We start from the raw sequence: 3078 nt of genomic DNA, 5'->3' as shown, positions 1-3078 counted from the left end.
CGCGGCCAGTTCCGCGGCCAGTCGAACAGTCGCCTCACAGAAGTCCTGTTCGGTCCGCAGCACGTCCAGGCCTGTGCAGAACAGTTCTATGAAGTCTGAGAAGTCGTCAAAGGTGTACAGACTGCGCAGTGCCTCTGGTGATCCACAGGCAAGTTCGATGCTGTTCCGCTCGGCTAGGTCGAAAATGGTCTCCGCTCGAAGCGAGCCTTCAAGATGAAGGTGCAACTCGACTTTCGGCATCGCCGCGATCTGCTCTGAGATTTCTGGCACAGTTGGTTCCCTCGAATGCATCCTCAAGCGGCAATCCTCGACGGACTCTATCCGTTCAGGGCAGAACGGCTCAGCGGTGCCGGATCAGCAGTGCCCGATCAGGGTCAGAGAGCGGTGATCGGGGTGATCTTCACGCTGTCGGGGCGGGTGTATGCGTAGCCGACGGCGGTGATCACGACGAGCGCTGCGAGGTTTCCCGACGCGGGAGGGCTCGACCTTTTGCCTCAGACGGATAAGAGACCTGGCTGCCGCCTCAACGGCTTCGGCGCCGCCCAATTTGACCTCCACGGCTGTCCAGCGCCCCTCGGGCAACTCGACGATGGCATCCGTCTCAAGTCCTGTGGCGTCGCGGAAATGATAAGCGTTCCCGCCCAGCGGCTGAGCCAGAATGCGCAGATCGCGCACGACCAGCGACTCGAAGAGAAGCCGAGAGTGGAAGTGTCCGCCATCAGCCGGACGGGATCCGCTCCCAGGGCGGCCGCCGCGAGAGACGGGTCCGCGAGGTGTCTTTTGGCGGCTTTGCGCAACTGCGCCCTCGAGCGCAGACGCACAGACCAAGCCGGTTGGTCTTCGAGCACGAACAGGCGCCGGAGCGTGGTCAAGTAGTCGCTGACTGTATGCCGGTGGACCGACAGTGGTTCAATGTCGGCAGCCAGTGTGGCGCCGCGGGCCTCCCGACGCGGTGTTGCGGGCCAAAGCGCACAGGAGCCTCTCCACGCCGGCGGGATTGTGCGGACTGCTAGTCGTTGTCTTTGATGGTGATGGTGGCGTTTTGGGGGTTGGTGATGGTGGTTTGGAAGGTTTCGTCGGCTTCTCTAGCGCCTCGATGCGGCAAGCGGATGCCGCGGGCTGGCCGGTGCTGTGTTCGCCGTTCGGGGCATCCGGGGGGGATGCCGGCAGCCGGCGCAGAAGGCGTCCGGCGATTCTCTTCTATTTGTCCAGCACTTCAGATTCGGGGCCGGCGAGGCGGGCGCGGAGCCTTTCGAGCTCCGCCTCGGCGGCCTCCGCTCGGGTTTCGGCGGTCCGGGCACGGGCTGCCTCGGTTTCCGCTCGGGTGGTCTGGGCGGCGGCTAGGTCGGCTAGGTCGTCGGGGTCGGGCAGCCAGACCCCGGCGGCTGTGTCCCACAACCGCAGTTTGGGAGGCGCCCAGCACAGGTCCAAGCCCAGCACCTCGCTGCGCCCGCGCAGCGAACCGCTGCTGTCGGCTGTGACCTCTATCCGGGCCCAGCGCCCCCCCCGGCCGGTTTCGCCTTCGACGGGCACCGACAGCCACCCCCCGGCCCTGGGGTCCAAACGCCAATACTCCCGCACCCCCAGCTCGGCGTACCTGGCGGGCTTCGCGACGAGGTCGGACCGCAGCGTCGTCGGCGACGCGATCTCCAGAACGAAACACGGCGCGGCCCCCGCCTCCCACACCTTGTAAACACTCTTGCAGTCCACCGCGGCGACGTCGACCCCGAAAGCCACCGCCACATCGGGCGCCACCACCACCTTCGGGTCGCCCTGCTTGTAGTACACGTTGACGTCGCAGCACACCCAGGCGCCCTCGACCGCGCCCGCGCCGGCGACGCGTCCCCCGTACCAGTGCCGCAGCGCCAGCACCAGCTCCATGCGCCGACGCGCCTGCGCGTCCCCCTCCGGCATGCTCGGCCCCTCCGGGTACTCGACGTCCACCTCGGGAGGACCGGCCACAACCATGCCCATCAGCGCACCTCCGACTCGCTTCGGAACCGGACCTTAGCCGACACCGCACCCGACTGCAACCGGTTTCCACCACAACACACCCGCAAACACCAAAAACACACAAACAGCATGACACCTCGCAGAACAAGCAGGCCAACTCGCCTGACAGCAGCCGGCGACGAGCGAACCGCCGGCGCCAAGGGGCCGAGGGCCGCAAGCCGCGGGGACCCCGCCGATGCCGGTCAGTCGTCGTCTTTGATGGTGATGGTGGCTGTGCCGTGTTGGATGGGGGCGCCGGTGGGGTTGGCGAGGACGGCTTGGAAGGCCTCGTCGCCTTCGGGTGTGTTGTCGTCGAGGATGGGTATGTAGATGTAGCGGTAGAGGAGCCGGGTGCCTTTGGCGAAGACGAGGGGCCGGCTGGGCGCGGCGAGGCCGCGGTAGTCGGCGCCGTTCTCGGCGGTGCCGTCTTTCGTGGCGATCTGGACGGTGACGGTCTCGTCGGGTGTGTCGCTGAGGTGCACCAGGAGCCGCAGGTAGCGTGCGTTCTCGGCGATCTCGGCGTCGCGCACCGACAGGGCCGGGCCCGCGGGCGGCGGCGGTGGGGGTTGGTCGTCGTCGGCGATGGCGGTGTCGATCGGCCCGCCGGTGGCTGCGATCCCGCCTGAGAGGCCCCGGCTTGTGGGTGCTTGTCGGCCGGCGCCGTATGCGACGCGCACGGTTCGCTCGTCGGTGTCCGTGTCGGCTAGCGCTGTGAGCACCAGCGTGGCCTGCCGCGCGCCGGCTGTGAGCACCACCGCCGGGTTCTGGGCGCTGTGCGGATCGGCGGTGAGCAGGGCGACGTGCGCGTTGAGGTTCTGGCCCTGCTTGAGGTCCAGCGTGTAGTGGGCGCCGGCTGTCGCGCCGGTCACCGCCAGCGGCACGGTCACCGCCTCGCCCGCGGCGAGGACGCGGCTGAGGGTGACGGTGACGTCGCGGCTGCCGCCGTCCTCGGCGACCGACGCACCGGCCGCGGCGGCCAGCGCGACGGTGGTGGCGTCGTCGTCAGCCACATCCACCGACGCCGTGCGCTGTGCGGAGGACACGCTGTAGCGGCTGCAGGCGTTCACGGTGACTGTGACCGGCCCG

At 68.2% G+C, this 3078-nt stretch carries 3 protein-coding genes; all 3 read right to left on the bottom strand.

Features of this window, described 5'->3' with window-relative positions; genetic code table 11:
• On the bottom strand, positions 1–270 hold a 270-nt coding region (locus OXG55_06290), incomplete at its 3' end, for an adenosine deaminase (protein ID MCY4102855.1).
• Between the two features lie 930 nt (positions 271–1200).
• Entirely contained in the window at positions 1201–1974 is a 774-nt protein-coding gene (locus OXG55_06285) for a Uma2 family endonuclease (protein ID MCY4102854.1), read from the bottom strand.
• Positions 1975–2195: 221 nt separating this feature from the next.
• A partial coding sequence (locus OXG55_06280) for a hypothetical protein (protein ID MCY4102853.1) occupies positions 2196–3078 on the bottom strand: 883 nt, incomplete at its 5' end.

This window comes from bacterium (assembly GCA_026708055.1).
GTDB lineage: Bacteria > Actinomycetota > Acidimicrobiia > Acidimicrobiales > CATQHL01 > VXNF01.
Note: the sequence above shows the minus strand (reverse complement) of the source record. Positions and strands in the feature narration are given on the sequence as shown.